The sequence below is a fragment of the Thermostichus sp. OS-CIW-30 genome (assembly GCF_054060215.1).
In genome coordinates this window covers 26,785-46,929 of the sequence record NZ_JBSSCZ010000029.1, presented here as the reverse complement: position 1 = coordinate 46,929, position 20,145 = coordinate 26,785, and the positions used below count along the sequence as shown (strand labels likewise).

The following is a 20,145-nucleotide window of genomic DNA, read 5'->3' as shown; positions in this document are numbered from 1 at the left end:
TTTCTCGTTTTGACAAATTGGCCAGGAACTTCTTGAGTTTTCTCTATCTCGTCAGTGCTCTCTTTTGGCTCAAATGAAAGATCAACACAACCTAGCTAAAAAAGTTCAAACTCAGGGTTAATGACAGCAGGCCGCAACGCTCACAATAGCTCAAGCAAGCTACTCAACGCTACTGGGCTGGGCAGCAACGGTGGGTTGGTTGACGTGGTTTTGCCGGACTACTAGGCTAGTTGGTTAGTTCTGGCATGCGTTCTGCATGGGCTAAAGCCTGCTCCAGCTTTAGTCTGTGTGGCTCTCTCAGAGAGCAAGGAGCGGCTACCTGCAGCTTGCGGGGAAGTCACGCCTGTGGAGATCCCTCTGGCGGGGCAGTGGGGGTGATCTCTGCTGCCAGCCATAGTTCGTTAAGGCAGGAAGAAAGCAGAAGCGCGGCAGACGCTGAGCACTCCGCGCCGCCGGTGCGAGTGGAAGTGTTTGTTGGCGTTTCGTAGGTCTTTCAGAGCGGTACGCTCTAGCTGGTGGAGCTACCAGGTTGGCTGCACTGTGTTATCTACACCTGAGGTACAACCATGAACTTCTCTCCTTCTGGGTCTGAAACCGCTTCGGTTTACTTGCCGGCCCCCACGGCTTTCCAGACGGAAATGATTGTCGGGCAGGTGTTCCGACAGGATGTGCTGGGCGATATCCGCAAGGGTTGGAATGGCTTTGTGGAATCGGGCCAAATTTGGGCGCTTTTGATAGGGATCGTGGCGGGCTACATGCTCAAGAGCATCACCAGCTCCCACTAGGGCCTTGTCACCATTGCTCTAGCTGGATCCAGTTGGCCTGAGCCGGCGGGGTTTTGGCCGTCGGTATTTGGTTTTTGTGCTTTTTCTTCTGCAGCGGGGTCTTTCTTCCCATTCTTCCGGTTCCCAGCCGATGTCTGAGCCGACGGTAACTTCCACCCCTCGCCCCTGGAGCCAACGCTTCGAGGGATCCCTGCATCCTGCCATCGCCCGCTTCAACGCCAGCATCGGCTTCGACATCCGCCTGCTGCCCTACGATGTGGCCGGATCCCTGGCTCATGTGCAGATGTTGGCCGCTTGTGGCATCCTGACCCAGCAAGAGGCCGACCAGATCCGGTGGGGATTGGAGCAGATCCAACAGGAAGCGGCTGCCGGCACCTTCCGGCCCGATCCAGAGGCAGAGGATGTCCACTACGCCGTCGAGCGTCGTTTGGTGGCTTTGGTGGGGGAAGTGGGAAAAAAACTGCATACCGGGCGCTCCCGCAATGACCAAGTGGCCACCGATCTGCGTCTCTATCTGCGAGATCAGATCGATCACCTTCGTCAAGCCCTCTGGGAGCTGCGCGGAGTTTTGTTGGACTTGGCTGAGCGGCATCTGGAGACAATCCTGCCCGGCTACACCCATCTGCAACGGGCTCAGCCGATTAGCTTGGCCCACCACCTCTTGGCCTATGAAGAAATGTTCTGGCGAGACTGGCAACGGCTGGGGCGGGTGCGGGAAGAGGTGAATGTCTGCCCCCTCGGATCCGGGGCTTTGGCCGGCACTTCTCTGCCCATCGATCGGCAGCTCACCGCCCATCTGCTGGGATTTGAGCGGATCAGCGCCAACAGCTTGGATGCCGTCAGCGACCGGGACTACCTGGTGGAGTTCCACGCTGCCGCCAGCTTGATTTTGGTGCATCTCAGCCGCCTCTCGGAAGAGGTGATCCTCTGGGCTTCCCAGGAGTTCGGCTTTGTCACCCTCACCGATGCCTGTGCCACCGGCTCCAGCCTCATGCCCCAGAAGAAAAATCCCGATGTGCCGGAGTTGGTGCGCGGCAAGGCGGGGCGGGTGTTTGGCCATCTCCAGGCTTTGTTGGTCACCTTGAAGGGGCTGCCGCTGGCCTACAACAAAGATCTCCAAGAAGACAAAGAGGGACTATTCGACACGGTCGATACCCTGAAAGCCTGCCTAGAGGCGATGACCCTTCTGCTGCGGGAAGGGATCCAATTTCAACCTGAGCGCATGGCGGCTGCTGTGCAGGAAGATTTCTCCAACGCCACCGATGTGGCCGACTACTTGGTGCGCAAAGGGATCCCCTTTCGCACAGCCCATGATTTGGTGGGGCAGATTGTGCGCATTTGTTTGGCAGAGGGGATCCTGCTGCGGGATCTGCCCTTGGAGCGCTGGAAAACCTTCCACCCGGCCTTTGAGGCGGACATTTTGACGGCCATTGAGCCCCGCCAGGTGGTGGCCACGCGGCTCAGCGCCGGGGGAACGGGCTTTGCTGTGGTGCGAGAAGCCCTGCAACGGGCCCAGGCCCGCCACCAGCAGCCAGAGCCATCGGAAGAAACTCCACAAACTTAAAGTAAACTACCCGACCCTGACTGCTTCGCAGTACAGGGGGGGCTTTCAGTAGCCCTGCAGTTGGCAAGCCAACCACGAACCTCTAGGCTGGTTTACGACAGCCCCCAAGAGCGCAATCACATTCGCACCATTCAAATCCGCATCCCCTTCCCATCCACAGTGCCCACACTTGAACGACTTGCCACTGCGGTAGGATTGCGCAGGGTCGGGATGGATGTGCAAACACCAGTGGCAGGTCTGCGACGTGTAGGCAGGCGGCACAAGAATCAGAGAAACCCCTGCAACCCTCGCCTTGTATTCCAGAAACTGGCGTAGTTGGTAGAACGCCCAACTGTTGGTCCTACGCCGCTCAGCTTTGCTGCGTGGCTGTTGATTGACCCTTCCCCGGATCCCTGTCAGGTCTTCCAGAGCAATAGCGCTGTTTGTGGTCTTTGCCCTAGAGACAATAGCTTTGGAGATGCGATGATTGACCCACGCCTGAAAGCGTCTCTCCTTGCCAGACAGCCGTTGCAACAGTTCTCTGCATCTGCGCCGCGAACTGCGTGTGCCCTTACTGGCTTTGCGTTGGAGTACCGCCCTCAACCGGGAGTAGCGCTCTCGGACTCTGCTCAACTGCTGTCCATTCCAGTTGTCCCCTTCTGAGGTATGAGCAATATCCGTCCTTCCCAAGTCCACCCCGATCACCTTGTCGGTATCTTGTTGCTTGGGTGGCTTTTCCTCTACGCAAATCTGGATGTAGTAGGAGCCATCCTTCCGCTGGACTAGGGTGGCCGATTTGGGGTTAGAGCCAGCCAGCATTCCCCTCTGGTAGTTACCAATGGCTAGCTCAAAGCGTTCTCTCCCTTCCACCGTGGTCAGCGACACCGTCCAGTCTTTCTCGCGGAATGAAAAGATACGTGCGTCGTAGGTAACGAACCCACGCTTGAACTCTTTAACTGGACGGTTGCGCTGTCTCGCCACTTTGCGGGCGCCGGCCACCCGTCTGCAGACCTGCTGGGCCAAGTTACTGGACAAGCCGAATCGGGCTCGAATCTCGTAGTAGCAAAGGGATTGCAGTTTGACCGCGTTGACGATCTTCTCCGGCGTGTTCTGGTTGACCCAGTTCAACGCCTGCACAAAGACATCCATCGTCGCGTCCAATTTGGCGGCTTGCGACTGGGACGCCTTGAGCTTGCAGGATATGGTCAGGACTTGGCTCATAAGTTCATTGTACTTCATCAAAGCGCATTCCTCCCGACACTGACCCTACGGGTACAGTGCGGGGCTCCTGCGCTAGTAAGCTGAACTCAAGGAGAGTTTGCAATTCTTGGGTTCTTCTCGCCAGTGTGTGCCATCCTGAGGTTCTCAGCCATCCAACGCAACTTCCAGCCTGTTGGCCTCTTCCTTGGGTGATCGTTCCATGTTGGATAACCTTACCGTCCGTGTCCTAGAACATGCGGCCAAGCGTCGCTGGCGGGAACGCGCCTACAGCCGATTTTTGCAAGATTGGCGACGGCAAGTGGTGCTGCTGCGCCGTCAACGGGCCGGCGAATTTGGCCCACCCCTGGGGGATCCCTCTTGTGTTTTCAGTGCCCACTCGGCTTGGTTGCGCTGTGCCGTCCATCCCCAAGGGCCGTGCCAGGGTTGCCCCCACTATGCCCCCGTCACCCCTCCAAAGCCAGAGCCACCTCTGGGTTCACTCGATGGACGGGTCTGACCGCGCCACACTGGTGGCCGAACATTTTCAGCAGCGGCGGCCTCTGCGGAACGGCCTGCCCGTTGCGCCCCAATGGCATCCGCTGTAGCTAAGTTGAGGGATCCCCGGCCAACTTGTGCCAGAATAAAAGAACGGTAACTCCATCGGCAAAGGCGAGATTCATGGCCCTCTACCTCTCGGCAGACCACCTTCACAGCATCCGCCAGCACGGCGAACAAGCCTTTCCCCACGAGAGCTGCGGCATTTTAATTGGGGAAATCCGGGGATCCGACAAGATCATCCACGAGCTTTGGTCGGTGACCAACACCTGGGATCAAGCGGAAAACCCTCTGGCAGACGGGGAATCCAGCCGCCGCCGCTTTTTGATCGATCCGGCGGATTTCAAGCGGGCCAACGACCATGCGGTGCGCAAAGGGCTGGGGATCCTGGGCACCTATCACTCCCATCCCAACCATGCGGCCATTCCCTCCGAGTTTGATCGGCAGCATGCTTTTCCTTGGGGCTTTTCCTGTGTGATCGTCAGTGTGCGCGAGGGCAAGGCAGAAGAGGTGGTGAGCTGGGTTTTGGATGAGCAGGAGCAGCCCCAACGGGAGCCGATGCAGATGCTGGAAGACATTCGCATACCCCCGCTCCCGGCTTTGGCAAGCTAGAGTCGTTTGGGCTTTGCCGCTGTTTGAGGCTGAAGTTCACGGCTAAGTTCAGTTGGGATCCTTGAAAGCTGGGATGGGTACCACCGGAAAAAGCGGTAGTCTAGTGCTGAACCTTGTCTGTAACATAGCTGAATCCTCAAAGTCAGTAGACAGCCCCAACAAGATCGACAAACGGATAGGTCAGCCCAGATCCTCTGGATCCTCAAAAGTCTCCAGTAGATACCCAAGATCTCTCCCCGAACTCCCATGGCAACCAAAGTTCTGATCCCCTCTCCCCTGCGCCCCTACACCGACAACCTGGAAGCTGTCGAGATCGAGGGCAGCAATGTTGGCGAAGTGATGGGCAACCTCATCGCCCGCTATGGCGAGCTGAAGCGCCACCTCTACACCGAGGATGGGAAGCTGCGCAATTTTGTCAATGTCTACCTCAACGACGAGGATGTGCGCACGTTGCCCCAAGGCAACAACACCCCCGTGGGAGAACAAGCCGTCATCAGCATCGTTCCCGCTATTGCTGGAGGGTTGTGAGCATGTTGAACCTGGATACCAGCCAAGTCAGCCTCTCCCGCGAGGAGATGGAGCGGTTTTCTCGGCATTTGATCCTGCCCGAGGTGGGCCTAGAAGGACAGAAGCGGCTGAAAGCGGGCAAAGTGCTGTGCATCGGCACAGGCGGCCTTGGCTCGCCCCTGTTGCTGTACTTGGCGGCAGCCGGCGTGGGGCGGATTGGCATTGTCGATTTTGATGTGGTGGATGTGTCCAACCTGCAGCGGCAGGTGATCCACGGCACCTCCTGGGTGGGCAAGCCGAAGGTGGAATCGGCCAAGAACCGCATCCTGGAGATCAACCCCCACTGTCAAGTGGATGTTTACAACACCGCCCTGAAGGCCCACAACGCACTGGAGCTGTTTGCCAACTATGACGTGATTGTGGATGGCACCGATAACTTCCCCACCCGTTACCTGGTGAACGATGCCTGTGTGTTGACGGGCAAGCCCAATGTCTACGGCTCGATCTTCCGCTTCGAGGGACAAGCGACGGTCTTCAACTACGAAGATGGGCCCAACTACCGGGATCTCTACCCCGAGCCGCCCCCACCAGGACTGGTGCCCTCCTGCGCCGAAGGGGGAGTGTTGGGGATCCTCCCCGGCATCATCGGTGTTATTCAAGCTACCGAAACCGTGAAGATCCTGCTGGGCGTGGGCACAACCCTAAGTGGGCGGCTGCTGCTTTACGATGCCCTGAACATGAGCTTCCGGGAGCTGAAGCTGCGCAAAAACCCTGCCACTCCTCCCATCACCCAGCTTATCGACTATGAGCAGTTCTGCGGGATCCCGCCAGCCCAAGCCACAGAACAAGCTGGCCAGACAGAGATCCCCGAGATCACTGTGGCCGAGCTGAAAGCGCGGATGGATGCTCACCAAGACTTTGTGTTGGTCGATGTGCGCAACCCAAATGAGTGGGAGATAGGCCGGATCCCTGGTGCTCACCTGATCCCCCTGCCCCAAATTGAAAACGGCGACGGGGTGGAGCAGGTGCGTCGCCTCCTTAACGGCTCAGAGCTGATCGTCCACTGCAAGAGTGGGGCACGCTCGGCCAAAGCCCTGAAGATCCTACAAGCTGCTGGGATCCAAGGAAAAAACCTGCGCGGGGGGATCCTCGCCTGGGCAGAGGCTTACGATCCCTCGATTCCCAAGTACTGACTCTGCCTTGGGATCCCTACCTGTCGCCCGGTTTGCTCTAGCATAGATCCGGCAGATCCGGTGCCCAGAGCCGGCTGTGCCAGGTTTTCCCTTTTTGCGTCCCCTTTTCCATGAGTGCCATCCCGCAGGCCGAGACAGAGACGATCTTCCACTCCATCCCCGAAGCCCTCGAAGACCTCAAGTGTGGTCGCATGGTCATCGTGGTCGATGACGAAAACCGAGAAAACGAAGGGGATCTGGTCTGTGCTGCCCAGTTTGCCACTCCGCAGGCCATCAACTTCATGGCCACCTACGGGCGGGGCCTTATCTGCCTGGCCATGCAGGGATCCCGCCTCGATGAGCTGAAGATCCCCCTGATGGTGGGGCAGAACACCGACAGCAACCAAACTGCCTTCACCGTCAGCATTGATGCTGGGCCGGAAGCCGGAGTCTCCACCGGCATTTCCGCTGCCGATCGCTCTCGCACCATTCAGGCGGCCATTCACCCGCACACGCGACCGGAAGATCTGCGCCGGCCTGGGCATGTCTTTCCGCTGCGGGCACGGGAGGGCGGAGTACTCAAACGGGCTGGCCATACGGAAGCAGCGGTGGATCTGGCGATGTTGGCCGGGCTGTATCCGGCAGGGGTGATTTGCGAGATCCAAAACCCGGATGGCTCCATGGCCCGCCTGCCCCAGTTGATCGAATATGCCCGTCAGCACGATTTGAAGATCATCACCATCGCCCACCTCATCGAGTACCGCCTGCGCACCGAACAACTGGTTCACCGAGAGGCTGCTGCTGTCCTGCCGACGGAGTTCGGCCAGTTTCGGGTTTACGGCTACCGCGATAGCCTCAACCAAGTCGAGCACCTGGCTCTGGTGAAAGGGGATCCGGACCAATTTGCCTCTGAGCCCGTCTTGGTGCGCGTCCATGTGGAGTGTCCCCTAGGGGATGCGCTGGGATCCCTGCGCTGCGATTGTCGCCGCCAATTGACAGCGGCCCTGAAAATGATCGACCACCAGGGCAAGGGGGTGCTGGTGTACCTGCGCCGGCAAGAGCAGGAGCTGAGTCTCATCGAGCAAATCAAGTCCTACGCCCGGCAAGATCTGGGACTTTCTGAAACCGCGCCACCGGTGGCGATGGACTTGCGCGATTACGGCATCGGCGCCCAGATCCTACGGGATGTAGGGGTGCGCAAAATGCGCCTGATCAGCAACACCTCTCGCCACATCAGCGGCTTGAAAGGATTTGGCCTGGAAGTGGCCGAGCGCGTGCCCCTGCTGGTGGAAGAGCCGGATCTCAATTTGCATGTGGAGCCGTCCTGTTCCCTGAAACTGTTGCTGCACGACACTGGCGCAACCGATTCCGGCTCAAGCCTGTAGCGCGTTGTAGGGCCGAGGGCTATGGTGGAACAAAGACTGGGGTGCAGCCGGCTCGCCATCCACCACATAAGCCTTGGATCCCCAACCCCAAAAAGACCAGAAAGGACGTTCGGGCAAAGATGGAACCGAACGCGCCGGTAGGAGGGAGTCCCTGGCTGTCGGGCTCAACAGTTGCTTCGGCAAGACGGGAATGTCGGATCCCACCTGCGACCACACTTCATAGCCCTGAGGGCGCACCACCACCAGGCTGATCAGGGATCCGTGATCCATGTCGTAGCGGCAACTGGCGATGGCCTCTTGCAGCTGAGAAAAGCCCCGGTTGAAGACGTAAAAATGGTCTTGGAAGCGGATGGCCTCCCAGAAACCTTCCCGAGTGACCGCCACATGGTCATGATCGGCGGAGGCGTAGTCGAGGATCACCATGCGTGTAAAGACTGATCAGCGATGAATCAAAGTGAGTAAGCTTTTACCGTATTTTCACTTAAGCACGATCTTGGGCAGCCTGTCATCCGCAAAATGGCTCACCTGCAACAAGGCTTAATGGGTTTCTTTGCCTTGCAAACTGCTGCCGCCCGCCTCTCTATCCCCTCCGGCTCCAGGGATCCCACCCAGTTCCCGTCGCAGCTCGGCCATGGCTGCTTCTCCGATGTGGGGGGTGGCGCAGACTAGGTTGGGTGTGCGGATTAGATCGGCTCGGGCTTGGCGCACCAAGACCCGCAGGGTGGGGTAGCTGGCCTCATCGCAAATCAGCGTATGGGCGCGGCGGATTAGGGATCCCACCCGTTCCGTATCCGAGATCACTGCCGTCAGCACCAGCAGGTCTCCCCGCAGACTGTAGACAATCACCTCGGCAACCTCCAGCAGGGCAGTGCTGATGCTCACCAGCCCCAGACAGGCGTAGGAAGGCAATTGGCGGATCAGGGCAATTTCGCGGGCGTAGTCGGACACCTCCACCGTCAGAACACGGGCCCCCCGGGGTTGGGCAATGGCCTCGACGGCGCTGAGAAAATAGTGCAGCGTCACCACAGTGCCGGACTGGATCTGATCCAGAACGGTGGCCAGCTCCTCCAGGGGCACCAACTGGACCCGGATGCCCAAAGTCTGCTGGATTTGCTGGGTCATCAGTTGTCCTGTACCCAAATCCCGGTTGGGCACACACACCAGCACTTGAGCACTGCAGCGCAACCGCCAATCGATCTCCGCCAGCAGCAGATCCCGTACCTGCTCCAGAGAAAACCCCTGCTGCAGCAGCTGGTCGATGCCCTGGCGCACCTGCTCCAGGACCTGTCGGGATCGATCCAGGTTTTCCCCCAGGCCGCGAGAGTAGTTAACCACCTGGCGGGCGGAGCGGCTCACGTAAATGCCAGATCCAGCGCGGGTTTCCACCAGGCCCATAGCCTCGAGTTGGTGGTAAACCTTGTGGATGGTATTGCGGTGCAGGCCTGTTTGCATAGCCAATTGACGGGTGCTGGGCAGGCGGTAGCCGGGAGGAAATTGCCCGCAGGCGATGGCAAAGCAGAGCAAATTAAAAAGCTGTACGGAGCCAGGGATCCCACTCTCCGGCTGGATGGAAATGCGCATCATGGCCCGTTTTTCTCCCTTTGACAACGCCGTTGCGAGCCCGTTTCTGGGCTACGTAAGAATCCCTCGACTTCAGTCGGCGGGAGTGTCAACTGCCTGCAAGATAGCGCCGACGCCGGATAGACAAGCTCCAGAGGAGATCGGGATTGAGAGCCCTATTCGGGGATGCGGTGCATCCGGCTGGGATCCCAACTTAAAGTCACCTCCGTCCCTTCCGGCAACTGCTGCAAATTCAGGCCGGGGTTGGGTTGCACAGCCAAAAGTTTCACCTCACAGCCCGACACCCATACCTGATAGCGAATGAAAGCCCCTAGATAAGCAGTGTCGCAAATCCGTCCCCGCAAGCGGCAGTGGCCATCGGGGATCCCTTCTTCAGATAAGTCAATCCGAATGTGCTCCGGGCGCAAAGCAAACAGGGCCGCTTCTCCCACGCATCGTTCCGCCAGGGATCCCTCGATCAAGTTGGTTTGGCCGATAAAACCGGCTACAAACCGGGTGGCAGGTCGCTCGTAGAGCTCTGCCGGGGATCCCACCTGTTCGATGCGCCCGCGATTGAACACGGCAATACGATCGCTCATGGTCAGGGCCTCTTCTTGGTCGTGGGTGACGTACAAAAAGGTGAGACCAAGGCGGTGTTGTAGGGCCTTGAGTTCAAACTGCATCTGTTGGCGCAACTTCAAATCCAGCGCCCCCAAAGGTTCATCCAGCAAGAGCACCTGCGGTCGGCCAACCAAAGCCCGCGCCAAGGCCACCCGTTGCCGTTGCCCCCCTGAAAGTTGGCTGGGTTTACGGGATCCCAGATCGGGCAGTTGTACCAGCTCCAGCGCCTCTTGCACTCGCTTTTGGCGCTCCTTCGGCGGTATGCCGCGGATCATCAAGCTGTAGCCAACGTTCTCCGCCACCGTCATGTGGGGGAAGAGAGCATAGTCCTGAAACACCGTGTTCACAGGCCGTCGGTAGGGCGGCAGACCCAAAACATTCTGGCCGTTCAATTCGATCTGCCCCTCATCCGGACGCTCAAAGCCCGCGATCATCCGCAAACAGGTGGTTTTGCCCGAACCCGACGGCCCCAACAACGTAAAAAACTCCCCCTGCTGCACCTCCAAATCCACCCCGTCCACCGCTTGGATCCCGGAAAAGTTGCGGCTGACCCTCCGCAAACGAATGGCAGGCGGGGATCCCTCCTCTCTCCCGGCTTGGGCTTTGGCGGAGCTGACATCAGAGGCGAGGACAGATTCGGCAATCATAGCGACAGGGTCAGCCAATGAACCCATTATGAGGGATCCATTTACAGAGGTTGACAGGTCTCAGCAAGGCCGGAAAAGTCCCAGGCCAAGAGCAGAGATAGTGTGGCGCAATCGCCTGCGGTGAAAGCTCGCCGGAAACCCACCCGACCGGTCGCGAAAGCGGGCCGGAGGCCTTTCGCGGAAGCGGACCGGAGGCCTTGTTTTTGCATGGGATCCCTGTTTTTGCATGGGATCCCTTGACCACTGGGGATCTGAACCCCATCTTGTTACAGAAATTTAGAATCGTTACAATAGGTTAGAATCTTTGCTCATCTTTGCATCGCAGGTTTTATCCTATGGCACCCTCTCAGCAGTTTCCCGTGCTACTCGCCTCAGCTTTGCGTCACGACAGCGTAACTCCGCGCTGGTCTCAAGTGGCGTGGACCGTTTTGCGGGTGGTGGCAGGGCTATTCATGATTCACAACGGCCTTGACAAGCTGGCAGATATCGAAGGATTTGCGACGGCTTATGTAGAAGTGATCGGGTTGCCCTTCCCGATCTTCTTCGCTTATGTGGCTGCCTATACCGAGCTGATCGCAGCTCCGATGGTGGCGTTGGGTTTGTTGACCCGCGGGGCAGCACTAGGCTTGTTCGCCACGATGGCAGTGGCCATGTTCCATCACATTAAGGTGGCCGGCTTCAGCGTTCCCTATCTGGAGCTGTCGGCCATTTACGCAGCGATCTTCCTGGCCTTTGCGGTGAATGGGGGGGGCTGGTTCTCTGTGGATCAGCTCTTGGTGAACGCAATCGAGTCGTGGCTGAACCGCTCCAGCCGAGAAAAGTTGGAGAGCTTGCAGTCTTCGTTGCAGGCCACGGAACGGGTAATTGCGCTGGGCGAGGAAGAGGCCGAGGCCGCCAAGACCACCGGATCCTGAGCTTTGGTGGCCATTCCCGATAGCGGCGAGGCTGCTCCTCTCTCCCTCTGAGAGAGGTCAGCAGTGAGGGTCATCCTGCTAAATGCGGCTGGCGGCCCGCTCCATCAGGCGTTGGTGGGTGGAGCGCACAGGCTCTCCTGGCTTGGGTTGCCGCTGCACGTAGGTGCCATCAGGGCGCAACTCCCAGGCTTGCCGGTTGTCCGTCAGGCAGATGTCCAAGATCGCCTTGAGCTCCCGCTGCAACGCGGGATCCTCCACAGGGGTAACCACCTCGACGCGCCGATCCAGGTTGCGGGTCATGTAGTCGGCACTGCCGATGAAGTACTCTTCCTGGCCGCCATTGTAGAAGTAGAAGATGCGGGAGTGCTCCAGGAAGCGCCCGATAATGCTGATCACGCGGATGCGTTCGCTTAGGCCGGGGATCCCCGGCTTGAGGCAGCACATGCCCCGCACGATGAGATCGATCTCCACCCCGGCTTGGCTGGCCTCGTAGAGCAGCCGGATCATTTCCGGGTCGGTGAGAGAGTTGATCTTGACGATGATACGCCCCTGGCCCCCCGCTTGGGCATGGCGCATCTCGCGGCGGATCAGGGCTTCCATGCCTTGGCGTAGGGTTCTGGGGGCCACCAAGAGCTTGCGGAATTGCCGTTGCCGTGAGTAGCCCGTCAGTAGGTTGAACAATTCCGTAACATCGTTGCAGAGGGTCTCATCGCAAGTGAACAGCCCTAGGTCGGTATAGATACGGGCGGTTTTGGGGTTGTAGTTGCCGGTACCGATGTGGACGTAGCGGCGCAGGGATCCCTCCTCTTCCCGCACCACCAAAGCCAGTTTGCAGTGGATTTTCAGCCCCGGCAGGCCGTAGGCCACGTGGACCCCGGCTTTCTCCAGCTTTTTGGCCCAGAGGATGTTGTTTTCTTCGTCGAAACGGGCTTTGAGCTCCACCAGAGCGGCCACCTGCTTGCCGTTTTCGGCGGCCTGAATGAGGGATTTCACCACCGTCGAGTCGCCGGAGGTGCGGTAGAGGGTTTGCTTAATGGTGAGCACCTGCGGATCGTTGGCGGCCTCCTCCAAAAACCGCTCTACGCTGGCGGCGAAGGAATCGTAGGGGTGATGCACCAACAGATCCCCTTCCCGGATGACGGAGAACATGTCCACCGGCTCATCGCTCACCGAAGCGGTACGCAGGCGAGGGGGAGTAACCGGCCCCCAAGGGGGATCCTTCAAATCGGGCCGATCCAGGCTGAGAAACGCCATCACCCCCCCCATGCTCAAGAGGCCATCCACTTCGTACACCGAGTCGCTGTTGAGGCGCATCTCTTCGCTGAGCCGTTGTCGGATGGCTGCCGGAGTTTGGCTGGCAATCTCCATGCGCACCACTGAGCCGAAGCGGCGCTTGCGCAGCTCTTCTTGAATGGCAGCCAGCAGATCGTCGGCCTCGTCCTCTTGGATTTCCAGATCGGCATCCCGGGTGATGCGGAAGGGGTAGTACTCCAGCACCTGCATGCCGACAAACAGCGCTTCCAGATGGTGGGCAATCACCTGATCCAGCGGCACAAAGCTCACCCCATCCCGCAGCGGCACAAAGCGGGGCAAGGTGTTGGGCACCTTCACGCGAGCAAAATGCTCCTTGCCAGTCTCTGGATCCCGCACCACCACCGCCAAGCTGAGGCTGAGGTTGGAGATGTAGGGAAAAGGATGGCCTGGATCCACCGCCAAGGGGGTGAGCACTGGAAACAAACGCCTCTCAAAGTAGTCCCGCAGCTCCTGCCGTTCCAGCTCGTCCAGCTCGGAAAAATCGCGGATGTGAATGCCCTGTTCCGCCAGCTTGGGCACCAGTTCCTGCCGGAAGCAAGTGTGCAATTTGCGAATCAGGGGGCGCAGGTGGCTCGAGATCTGCTGCAACTGCTGCTGCGGTGTAAGGCCATCCGGGGTTAGCACCAACACGCCCGTTTCCAACTGACGGCGGATCACCGCCACCCGCACCATGAAAAACTCGTCCAGGTTGCTCTCGAAGATGGCCAGAAACTTCAGCCGCTCCAGCAGCGGTGTGCGCTCATCCAGGGCCTCGTGCAAAACCCGGGCATTGAATTCGATCCAGCTCAGCTCCCGGTTGAAATACTGCTCCGGCAGAGCATAGCCCTCTTGGATGGGTGTAGTCCGGATCCCTGGTTGTCCGGCATCAGGGGGGCAGCCCGTCGTGTCGGGGTTGCAGGGTGGCCAGGAAGGGTCAGTTTCCTTGGGACGCGGAGTCATGACGACAGAGGGCTGGGTTATCTCAAACACGTCAACAACAGCTGGAGCCGACCCAATCCTATCCTGCGGGGTTCTGCTGAGGCGAAGGAGAAGTGCCCAAGACGGGCTTGGGCGGACGTTCAGGCAACAATCCTTGAGAGCGCGTCAGAAGAATCACCTGGAGCAGGATCCCGATCAACAAAATGCGCAAAGGGCCAGCCCGGGTGGCCCACTGGGGCGGCAAACGGTTGGTGAGCCACTCGCTGCCCGACCACACCCCCCAAATTACCAGCGCTCCCAGCAAGGCGCCGCGATTGTTGCCACTGCCCCCCGCGATCAGCATTACCCAAACGATAAAGGTGGCAAACTCCGGTTGAAAGGCTTCTGGGCTGATGAAATTGACAAAATGGGCGTAGAGGGCCCCCGCCAACCCCATGAGCATGGATCCCAGCACAAACGCCTGCAGGCGAAACTGGAGCACATCTTTGCCGGCGGCCATGGTTGCCGGTTCATCCTCGCGAATGGCCCGCAGCACCCGCCCCCAGGGGGAGCGATAGGCCCGCTCCGCAGCCCAATAGACCACCGCCAAAATGACCAGCACCAAGCCCAAGTAGAGAAGGGTATCCTGACCTGGGATCCAGCCGCGAAAGGGTCGTGGAATGCGGGTAATTCCCCGTACGCCATTGGTCAGCCAGCCCTCATTTCTCAGGATTTGGCTGATGATCTCAGCAATGCCGATGGTGGCGATGGCCAAGTAGTCGGAACGCAGCTTCAGGGTAATCAACCCGATCAAAAAGGCAATCGCCCCGGCGACGGCCACAGCCACGGCAAAACCCACCCAAAAGGGTAGATTGAAGCCGCCCAAATGCTCGGCGCTTGGGGGTGTGGTTACAATGGCGCTGGCATAGGCTCCCACGGCAAAAAAAGCCCCCACCCCGATGTTGAACATGCCGGCGTAGCCCCACTGGATATTGAGGCCCAGCACCAGCACGCCGTAGATCCCCACCAAAATCAAAAAGAAAATGCCGTAGCTCAACATCAGACCTCTCCCCCACCTGAGGATCCCAGTAATCCTGTGGGTCGGAAGATCAGCAGCAATACCAATATGGCGAAGGCCACCCCGGTTTTATAGGCAGGGTTGATCACCAAGGTCGAGAATTCTTCCGCCAGGCCGATCACCACTCCTCCGGCAATGGCCCCGTAAGGGCGACCGATGCCGCCGAGAATGGCCGCTGCAAAAATGGGCAGCAATAGCCGCCAGCCCATGGTGGGGTGCAGCCGGGTATCCATGCCCAGGAACACACCTGCTGCACAGGCCAAAGCTGCGCCGATGGCCCAAGTCCAGAGAACGATTCGCTCCGTATCAATGCCGGTAATCTTGGCCAGCTCAAAATTGTCGGCCATGGCCCGCATCGCTTTGCCCACCCGCGTGCGTTGTAAGAAGAGATGCAGGGCCACCACCAACAGGGCTGTTCCCGCCAGGATTACCGCCCAATCGGGCTTAATGCGCAGCTCCCCAAGCCGCCACGGCAACTGGATCCCGCTGCGGTACACCTGATTGTTGGGCCCCCAGATGATCTGCACCAGGCTGCGCAGAATCAGGGCGGTGCCAAAAGAAGAAATGAGCAAGATCACTGGTGCCTCCCGGCGCAGGCGGCGATAAATGAGTTGGTCGATCCCAACTGCACAAAGTACCGTGGCCAAAGCTGCCGGGAGCAGGCTGACCCCAATTGGCCAACCCAACCCAACAAATGTCAGGCCGAAGTAGGCCCCCAGGGTCATCAGATCCCCGTGGGCAAAGTTGGCAAAGCGCAAAATGCCAAAGGTCAGCGACACCCCAATTGCTCCCAGGGCGTAGATGCTGCCCAAGACAAGGCCGTAGATGAAAAGTTGCAACAGTTGGGTCACGCTTGCCCCAAAAACACTTTGCCCTGATAATGCCACGGGTTTGCCGAGAGCGGGATCCGGCTCAGCGCAGCGGAAGGATACGGCTGATCGCGCCAGCGGGACGGAGTCCTAAGAAAGCTAGGGTAGGGGAGAAAGCCCCCAAGGAAGATCCATGCAGTCCAGGTCTTTGTCTGTCCTCCGTTTCCTGGCCGTTTTGGCCCTGCTGAGCGCGGGCTGTGGCGGGCCGGAGTGGGATCCCGATGCGCCTTCCGAGCCCATCTCCACCCCCCAGTTGATCTACGAAGACATCACCCTCACCCAAGCCAGGCCCGACGGCGGCATTCTTTGGCGCTTACAGGCTCGCCTGGCCGAATACGAGCCCCCCTCCGAAGGCAGCGCCACTCCTGTGCAGTTGGGATCCGCCCATTTGCAGGCCGTTGAGGGAGAATTTTTCGACGAAGACAACCGCGCCATCCGCACCCGCGCCGAGCAAGGCTCTGCCTACCCCGGCGAACGACGTCTGGAATTGAGGGGTCAAGTCGAGGTGGAATCGGAGCGAGACAACCTGCGTCTGGAGGCCCAGCGGGTGGAATGGCTGCCGGAACAGCGCCTCCTCCAAGCTGAGGGCCAGGTGAAAGTGGAGCTGTTGGAGGGCCAGGGATCCCTGCAGGGGGAGCGGCTGCTCGTCGACTTTGGCCAAGCCCAGATGCAGCTGGAGAACTGGGATCCCACTCAGCCGGTGCGGGCAGAGTACCGGGATCCGGATCTGGAGCTGGCTGCCAGCCGTTTTCTGTGGCAATTTGGCGTCGGGGAAGTGCAGGCAGTAGGGGCTGTAGAGGTGTATGCCCCCCTACAAGCCTTGCGCCTCAGCGGTGGTCAGTTGCGTGCTCCCCTGCCCTTTGCCGAGCTGCGCTTGCTGGACAATGTGAAGGCCAAAGCCGAGCAGACAGGGCAAGAGCTGGAAGCCCAAGAGATTCGCTGGCGCATCGGCTCCACCCAGTTGCAAGCCCGAGGCAACGTGCGCTACCGCCAGCCCGGCCAGGCTTTGACTGTCAGAGGCAACCAAGGGATCCTGGATTGGCAGGCCAACACTGCTCGGATCCAAGGCAACAGCCAAACCCAGCTCACTTTGCCCTGAGGAGGCGGTGGGGGAAGCAGAAAGCTGGCCGAGAGCATGGCAGGATAGGGATACTTTAAGAAACGTATCAGGTGGGTTGTGGTGAGTTTTAAGGACTCCGTCTCGCTGACGCAAACAGGATGTTTCCCCGCCAGGGCTGGCGCTGCTGCAGAACGCCCCAACATCCTGCTGATCGTGCTGGATACCCAGCGGGCAGATCGTCTCTCCTGCTACTGGTCGGAAGCGGAGCGTGCCCGCCAACTGCCCACCAGCCCCAACCTGGATCGGCTGGCTGCCGAATCCACCCTCTTCGAGCGGGCCATCGCCCCTGCCCAATGGACCATCCCCTCCCACGCTTCCCTCTTTACGGGGGAATATCCCAGCACCCACCAGACTGTCCAAGCAGATCTGGAGCTGAGCCCCGCCCTGCCCACCCTGGCAGAGCTGTTGCAGCTGAGCGGCTATACCACTGTGGGCTTTTGCAACAACCCTCTGGTGGGGATCCTGAAAAACGGCTTGCGGCGCGGCTTTGAAACCTTTTACAACTACGGTGGCGCTCTGCCCACCCGCCCCCCCGAAGGCACCCCCTTGCCCGCCCCCTTGAACCGCTGGCTGGCCGCCTACACCCAATTTTGGCGGCGGCTCTCCTATCCGGTGCAAAACGCCTTTGCCCGCTCCGACGCCCTCTTCCAGCTGGCGCTGCACCCCTGGTTTGCCTCCCTCTGGACCCGCCTGCTCAACTTCAAAGGCAACACCGCCGCCTCGATTGCCGACCTCAACCGCTACCTGCAGCAGATGGCCCGCCGCCGGTCGGATCCTAGAGCACGGCCCTTCTTTTGCTTTGTCAACCTGATGGAGCCCCATCTGCCCTACTGGCCGCCGGAGCCCTTTGTGCAGAAATACGCCCCCTATTTCAAAAGCAACCGCGAGGCCCGCGACTTTTTGCGCCAATACAACGCCCAGCCCTACCGCTGGATGGCGCCCCTGCCGCAGCCCCTTTCTCCACTGCAAGCGCAGGTGCTGCGGGATATCTACGATGCTGAGGTGGCCTACCAAGATCACCTACTGGGATCCGTCTTCGACACCCTGCGCCACACCGGCCTGGAGCAGAACACGCTGGTGGCCATCGTCGCCGATCACGGCGAAGGCCTGGGAGAACACGACTTCGTCGGCCACGCCTTTGTGGTCTACGAAGAGCTGATCCGCGTGCCCCTCATCCTGCGCTATCCCGGCCACTTCCCGGCAGGAAAACGCATTGCCACCCCCGTTTCCACCCGCCGCCTCTTCCATACCCTCCTGGAAGCTGCCGGCTTTAGCCCCAACCTTTCCCCCAACGGTGCCCCCTGTGTCAGCCTCAAGCTCCGCCGCGAGGTCGCCCGCCTCAGCTTGGCCCGCACCTTGGCAGGGGAAGATCCCGAGCAGGGAACAGTGCTCAGCGAAGCCTTCCCGCCCCACCTCCTCATTCGGGCTATGGAAAGCCGTAACGACAGCCTGCTGCGGGCGCGTGCCTGTTACGACATCCGCCGTGCCCTCTATGAGGGGATGACCAAGCTCATCCAAACGGGGGATCGTCCCAGCCTCTACAACTTGGAGCAGGATCCGGCGGAGCTGCGGGATCTGCTCTGGGTCGGCGACGGGGATCCCGTGTCCTCTCTCCCTGATGCTGATCCGCAACGCTGTCACGACGGGTCGGCGGTGGAGACCGGCTGGCCCCAGGCTTGGCTGGCTCGCCTACAGCATGGGCTGAGAGCCTGGGTGAGCTGGGCAGAGTCCCGGCGGCCTAGCACGGCTCCTCGCAAGGTGAATGTGGAAAGCGATGCCGACTTGGTGCGGCAGATGCAAGAGCTGGGCTACTTGGAGTAGGCAGGGATCCCGCTATTCCAGCCCTCCTTCCTCCTCCCTGTGATCCCGCACATAGCCGTTTAGATCGTAGTCATCCATGTCATCCATCTCCTCCGGATCCGCCGTTGGCCAATCCTCATTTTGCCCGCCGATAATCACGCGGCTGAGGCCGATGTATTCCAGGCTGAGGGTGCGCAGGGCGTTGATCAACACATCCAGCGCCATCGCATCGGCGGTGCCCAGATCAAACCAGCAGCGGGCCCAGTTGTCCTTCTCTTCCAGGGATCCCATGTTGTGCATTAGGGAAGGCAAGGGCTCCGATTCGTTGGGATACTCCAGATAGCTCAGATCCACCTCGGCCTCTTGGGCCACCAGACGCTCGGCGTTAAATCCCCCCAGTTTGCCCAGCACGTACCATGACTCCAGCACCTCGTTGAGGTACTCCAGCTCAGCTTCGACCGGCGGCTCGGCAAACTCAAACCAGATCCACAGATTTCCCGGATCGCACTCGCGAAACTCCACTTGCATGGACAGTTCCTCTGCAAGGCCTAGCCTTTGATCATAGTCCGGCTCTGCTCGCCCGTTGGTCTGGGAATCCGTCCGTCAACACATCTTGCGGGCAGGGTGACTGCACAGAGCCGTGGGATCCCTCCTGCCTATGCCGAAGGACTCCATCCAAGTAGCGCGAACGGCGGTTATGAGGGACGCAGCGCAAGCGATCGCAGGGAAGCCAGTGGCAACCAGAGGGCTCTAAAGCATCCTATACTGTTGCGGCTGTCCCAATCATAAGGAATCTGCCGCTTATGTCTGAGCTTCTCCCTTTGCCTTCCCTCCAAGACCGGGTGGCTGTGGTCACCGGAGCCAGCCGGGGCATTGGCCGGGCGATTGCCCTGCACCTGGGGGCCATTGGAGCAAAAGTGGCGATCAACTACGCCCGCTCCGCTGCCGAAGCCGAGTCTCTGGTGGAAGAGATCGCAGCCCTGGGGGGAGAAGGGATCCCTGTGGCCGCCGATGTGTCTTGCCCAGAGGCGGTGGAGAGCCTGTTTGCCCAGGTGATGGAGCGGTGGGGTCGGGTGGATGTGCTGGTGAACAATGCCGGCATGGCCCGCGACACCCTGCTGCTGCGCATGAAGCCAGAAGATTGGCAGGCGGTGCTGGATCTCAACCTGACGGGGGTCTTTCTCTGCCTGAAGGCAGCCGCCAAGATCATGGTGAAGCAGCGCCAGGGGCGCATCATCAACATCACCTCGGTGGTGGGCTTGGTGGGCAATGCCGGCCAGGCCAACTACAGCGCCGCCAAAGCAGGGGTGGTGGGCCTCACCAAGACAGCAGCTCGCGAGCTGGCCAGCCGCAACATCACCGTCAACGCCGTGGCACCGGGGTTCATCACCACCCAAATGACCGAAAAACTGGACCCCGGCCCGATTTTGGCGCAGATCCCCCTGGGGCGACTGGGATCCCCGGCAGAAGTGGCGGGGCTGGTGCGTTTTTTGGCGGCAGATCCGGCGGCGGCCTACATCACGGGACAGGTTTTTGCCATCGATGGTGGCATGGTGATGAGCTAGG

General features: G+C 59.8%; 19 protein-coding genes. 11 read left to right on the top strand and 8 right to left on the bottom strand.

The features are described 5' to 3' along the window. Nucleotides 1–566: 566 nt before the first annotated feature. Both ACVWZF_RS12150 and argH read left to right on the top strand, forming a co-directional pair. Nucleotides 567–785, top strand: coding sequence for a hypothetical protein (locus ACVWZF_RS12150; protein ID WP_011433653.1), 219 nt, complete (start codon nt 567–569; stop codon nt 783–785). 130 nt (nt 786–915) lie between these two features. Further along, complete coding sequence (argH, locus tag ACVWZF_RS12145; RefSeq protein ID WP_011433654.1) at nt 916–2,349, top strand: argininosuccinate lyase; 1,434 nt, start codon at nt 916–918, stop codon at nt 2,347–2,349. Between the two features lie 45 nt (nt 2,350–2,394). Here the strand turns inward: argH and ACVWZF_RS12140 are convergent, their stop codons facing one another. Beyond that, a complete protein-coding gene (locus ACVWZF_RS12140; RefSeq protein WP_011433655.1) occupies nt 2,395–3,549 on the bottom strand; it encodes an RNA-guided endonuclease InsQ/TnpB family protein in 1,155 nt (384 codons plus the stop codon). A gap of 199 nt (nt 3,550–3,748) precedes the next feature. Between ACVWZF_RS12140 and ACVWZF_RS12135 the strand changes: the two genes are divergently transcribed. From ACVWZF_RS12135 to ribB, 5 genes are all read left to right on the top strand, one after another. Continuing rightward, nucleotides 3,749–4,045 carry a DUF6464 family protein gene (locus ACVWZF_RS12135; protein WP_011433656.1) on the top strand — a complete coding sequence of 99 codons (297 nt, stop codon included), beginning with the start codon at nt 3,749–3,751 and terminating at the stop codon, nt 4,043–4,045. 161 nt (nt 4,046–4,206) lie between these two features. Further along, nucleotides 4,207–4,695 (top strand): M67 family metallopeptidase, encoded by a 489-nt coding sequence (locus ACVWZF_RS12130; RefSeq protein ID WP_011433657.1) that lies wholly within the window; start codon nt 4,207–4,209, stop codon nt 4,693–4,695. Between the two features lie 246 nt (nt 4,696–4,941). Continuing rightward, a complete protein-coding gene (locus ACVWZF_RS12125) occupies nt 4,942–5,223 on the top strand; it encodes a MoaD/ThiS family protein (RefSeq protein ID WP_011433658.1) in 282 nt (93 codons plus the stop codon). 2 nt (nt 5,224–5,225) lie between these two features. Continuing rightward, the gene (gene moeB, locus ACVWZF_RS12120; protein ID WP_011433659.1) at nt 5,226–6,395 is read left to right on the top strand and encodes a molybdopterin-synthase adenylyltransferase MoeB; all 1,170 of its coding nucleotides are present in this window, start codon (nt 5,226–5,228) and stop codon (nt 6,393–6,395) included. A 110-nt stretch (nt 6,396–6,505) separates the two neighbouring features. Continuing rightward, complete coding sequence (gene ribB / locus ACVWZF_RS12115) at nt 6,506–7,759, top strand: 3,4-dihydroxy-2-butanone-4-phosphate synthase (protein ID WP_457411571.1); 1,254 nt, start codon at nt 6,506–6,508, stop codon at nt 7,757–7,759. Here ribB and ACVWZF_RS12110 read toward each other — a convergent pair. The 3 genes from ACVWZF_RS12110 to ACVWZF_RS12100 all read right to left on the bottom strand — a co-directional run bounded on the left by ACVWZF_RS12110 (nt 7,748) and on the right by ACVWZF_RS12100 (nt 10,587). Then, nucleotides 7,748–8,182 carry a hypothetical protein gene (locus tag ACVWZF_RS12110; RefSeq protein WP_457411570.1) on the bottom strand — a complete coding sequence of 145 codons (435 nt, stop codon included), beginning with the start codon at nt 8,180–8,182 and terminating at the stop codon, nt 7,748–7,750. The genes ribB and ACVWZF_RS12110 overlap by 12 nt on opposite strands. Nucleotides 8,183–8,296: 114 nt before the next feature. Next, on the bottom strand, nt 8,297–9,340 hold the full coding sequence (locus ACVWZF_RS12105) for a GntR family transcriptional regulator (protein WP_457411575.1): 1,044 nt from the start codon (nt 9,338–9,340) through the stop codon (nt 8,297–8,299). A 155-nt stretch (nt 9,341–9,495) separates the two neighbouring features. Beyond that, nucleotides 9,496–10,587: an ABC transporter ATP-binding protein gene (locus ACVWZF_RS12100; protein ID WP_414329341.1), complete on the bottom strand. Its 1,092-nt coding sequence runs from the start codon at nt 10,585–10,587 to the stop codon at nt 9,496–9,498. Nucleotides 10,588–10,922: 335 nt separating this feature from the next. Between ACVWZF_RS12100 and ACVWZF_RS12095 the strand changes: the two genes are divergently transcribed. Next, nucleotides 10,923–11,501: a DoxX family protein gene (locus tag ACVWZF_RS12095; RefSeq protein WP_457411568.1), complete on the top strand. Its 579-nt coding sequence runs from the start codon at nt 10,923–10,925 to the stop codon at nt 11,499–11,501. Between the two features lie 78 nt (nt 11,502–11,579). On the opposite strand, the gene ppk1 is transcribed toward ACVWZF_RS12095, so the two are convergent. Genes ppk1 through ACVWZF_RS12080 form a run of 3 tightly spaced genes read right to left on the bottom strand, consistent with a single transcriptional unit; the run spans nt 11,580 to nt 15,641 of the window. Continuing rightward, entirely contained in the window at nt 11,580–13,754 is a 2,175-nt protein-coding gene (gene ppk1, locus ACVWZF_RS12090) for a polyphosphate kinase 1 (RefSeq protein ID WP_457411573.1), read from the bottom strand. Nucleotides 13,755–13,812: 58 nt separating this feature from the next. Next, nucleotides 13,813–14,772 carry a branched-chain amino acid ABC transporter permease gene (locus ACVWZF_RS12085; protein WP_457411566.1) on the bottom strand — a complete coding sequence of 320 codons (960 nt, stop codon included), beginning with the start codon at nt 14,770–14,772 and terminating at the stop codon, nt 13,813–13,815. Continuing rightward, the gene (locus tag ACVWZF_RS12080; protein WP_457411564.1) at nt 14,772–15,641 is read right to left on the bottom strand and encodes a branched-chain amino acid ABC transporter permease; all 870 of its coding nucleotides are present in this window, start codon (nt 15,639–15,641) and stop codon (nt 14,772–14,774) included. The genes ACVWZF_RS12085 and ACVWZF_RS12080 overlap by 1 nt, the downstream gene beginning before the upstream one ends. Before the next feature lie 151 nt (nt 15,642–15,792). Between ACVWZF_RS12080 and lptC the strand changes: the two genes are divergently transcribed. After that, nucleotides 15,793–16,758, top strand: coding sequence for an LPS export ABC transporter periplasmic protein LptC (lptC, locus tag ACVWZF_RS12075; RefSeq protein ID WP_457411563.1), 966 nt, complete (start codon nt 15,793–15,795; stop codon nt 16,756–16,758). 81 nt (nt 16,759–16,839) lie between these two features. After that, nucleotides 16,840–18,600: a sulfatase gene (locus ACVWZF_RS12070; RefSeq protein WP_457411561.1), complete on the top strand. Its 1,761-nt coding sequence runs from the start codon at nt 16,840–16,842 to the stop codon at nt 18,598–18,600. Between the two features lie 12 nt (nt 18,601–18,612). Here ACVWZF_RS12070 and ACVWZF_RS12065 read toward each other — a convergent pair whose 3' ends face one another. After that, complete coding sequence (locus ACVWZF_RS12065) at nt 18,613–19,107, bottom strand: DUF3531 family protein (RefSeq protein WP_414331319.1); 495 nt, start codon at nt 19,105–19,107, stop codon at nt 18,613–18,615. Between the two features lie 275 nt (nt 19,108–19,382). Here ACVWZF_RS12065 and fabG point away from each other — a divergent pair, with 275 nt between their 5' ends. Next, on the top strand, nt 19,383–20,144 hold the full coding sequence (fabG, locus tag ACVWZF_RS12060) for a 3-oxoacyl-[acyl-carrier-protein] reductase (RefSeq protein WP_011433672.1): 762 nt from the start codon (nt 19,383–19,385) through the stop codon (nt 20,142–20,144). Nucleotide 20,145: the final 1 nt, after the last annotated feature.

Coding starts and splice junctions, on each gene's coding strand:
- ACVWZF_RS12150 (WP_011433653.1), top strand. CDS start 567: ATGAACTTCTCTCCTTCTGGGTCTGAAACCGCTTCGGTTTACTTGCCG.
- argH (WP_011433654.1), top strand. CDS start 916: ATGTCTGAGCCGACGGTAACTTCCACCCCTCGCCCCTGGAGCCAACGC.
- ACVWZF_RS12140 (WP_011433655.1), bottom strand. CDS start 3,549: ATGAGCCAAGTCCTGACCATATCCTGCAAGCTCAAGGCGTCCCAGTCG.
- ACVWZF_RS12135 (WP_011433656.1), top strand. CDS start 3,749: ATGTTGGATAACCTTACCGTCCGTGTCCTAGAACATGCGGCCAAGCGT.
- ACVWZF_RS12130 (WP_011433657.1), top strand. CDS start 4,207: ATGGCCCTCTACCTCTCGGCAGACCACCTTCACAGCATCCGCCAGCAC.
- ACVWZF_RS12125 (WP_011433658.1), top strand. CDS start 4,942: ATGGCAACCAAAGTTCTGATCCCCTCTCCCCTGCGCCCCTACACCGAC.
- moeB (WP_011433659.1), top strand. CDS start 5,226: ATGTTGAACCTGGATACCAGCCAAGTCAGCCTCTCCCGCGAGGAGATG.
- ribB (WP_457411571.1), top strand. CDS start 6,506: ATGAGTGCCATCCCGCAGGCCGAGACAGAGACGATCTTCCACTCCATC.
- ACVWZF_RS12110 (WP_457411570.1), bottom strand. CDS start 8,182: ATGGTGATCCTCGACTACGCCTCCGCCGATCATGACCATGTGGCGGTC.
- ACVWZF_RS12105 (WP_457411575.1), bottom strand. CDS start 9,340: ATGCGCATTTCCATCCAGCCGGAGAGTGGGATCCCTGGCTCCGTACAG.
- ACVWZF_RS12100 (WP_414329341.1), bottom strand. CDS start 10,587: ATGATTGCCGAATCTGTCCTCGCCTCTGATGTCAGCTCCGCCAAAGCC.
- ACVWZF_RS12095 (WP_457411568.1), top strand. CDS start 10,923: ATGGCACCCTCTCAGCAGTTTCCCGTGCTACTCGCCTCAGCTTTGCGT.
- ppk1 (WP_457411573.1), bottom strand. CDS start 13,754: ATGACTCCGCGTCCCAAGGAAACTGACCCTTCCTGGCCACCCTGCAAC.
- ACVWZF_RS12085 (WP_457411566.1), bottom strand. CDS start 14,772: ATGTTGAGCTACGGCATTTTCTTTTTGATTTTGGTGGGGATCTACGGC.
- lptC (WP_457411563.1), top strand. CDS start 15,793: ATGCAGTCCAGGTCTTTGTCTGTCCTCCGTTTCCTGGCCGTTTTGGCC.
- ACVWZF_RS12065 (WP_414331319.1), bottom strand. CDS start 19,107: ATGCAAGTGGAGTTTCGCGAGTGCGATCCGGGAAATCTGTGGATCTGG.
- fabG (WP_011433672.1), top strand. CDS start 19,383: ATGTCTGAGCTTCTCCCTTTGCCTTCCCTCCAAGACCGGGTGGCTGTG.